Origin of the sequence: Haloferax sp. Atlit-4N, assembly GCF_003383025.1 — an archaeon.
Classification (GTDB): Archaea; Halobacteriota; Halobacteria; order Halobacteriales; family Haloferacaceae; genus Haloferax; species Haloferax gibbonsii.
Window position 1 is genome coordinate 1 of the sequence record NZ_PSYY01000086.1, and the last position, 461, is coordinate 461.

The window sequence follows — 461 nt, forward strand, 5'->3', positions numbered from 1 at the left end:
GCTCTAGTTCCTCGGCGATGCCCGACCCGCGATAGACCTGAATCTCGCCGCTGCGGGAGACCGTCGCGGTGAAGAGGTACTCGCCGTCGGCCTGCAGTTCGACCGTGTCGCCGGCGTGACCGTCGAGCGGCACGATGACGTGCCGGGAGGTGACTTCCGGCTGGACGATCTCGCCCTGCTTGCCGCCGGACTCGGTCTGTGGGCCGCCCGAGGGGCCGGACGGTCGTTCCTCGAAGGTTCGCACGTCGATGTCGATGCCGAGGCGATTCTCCACGTCGGAGATGCGGCCGCCGCCCTTGCCGATGACCTGCGAGATGTCGTCGTCCTCGACCCAGACGACGGCGGTGTTGGGCCCGCGCAGTTCGACCTCGACGTGGCCCCGCGCGATGGAGCGTATCTCGCGTTCGACCTCCTGCTTGGCGAGGCGGTCGACGCCGGAGTCCTGCTGGTCCTCGTCGTCG

1 pseudogene is annotated in these 461 nt (G+C 69.0%); it reads right to left on the reverse strand.

Going from position 1 to position 461, the window contains the following annotated elements:
- Window positions 1-461 (reverse strand): annotated as a pseudogene (locus tag C5C07_RS20685) (ATPase); the annotation flags it as partial.